We start from the raw sequence: 216 nt of genomic DNA, 5'->3' as shown, positions 1-216 counted from the left end.
ACTTGCTTTGGTCTGGGTGAGGTTACCTTGAAGATCAATAAAGAGGTCACTGCCGTCTTTTGCTTTTACAACACCATCTTTACCAATTTGGACGGCTACAGTTTTGTCGCCAATAGAAACTTTTGCACTAAAAGAATCACCAGCTTTAGGGGCTAAGTAATTAAGAGCATTGGCACTTGTTACATTATCAGCATCGAAGCTATATGATTTTGTGTC

Annotated in this window: 1 pseudogene; it reads right to left on the bottom strand. The window is 39.8% G+C overall.

The features are described 5' to 3' along the window. Nucleotides 1-216: pseudogene (locus FDX04_RS12180) on the bottom strand (flagellin FliC); the annotation flags it as partial.

This window comes from Citrobacter sp. wls615 (genome assembly GCF_005281355.1).
GTDB classification, from domain to species: domain Bacteria; phylum Pseudomonadota; class Gammaproteobacteria; order Enterobacterales; family Enterobacteriaceae; genus Citrobacter; species Citrobacter werkmanii.
Note: the sequence above shows the minus strand (reverse complement) of the source record. Positions and strands in the feature narration are given on the sequence as shown.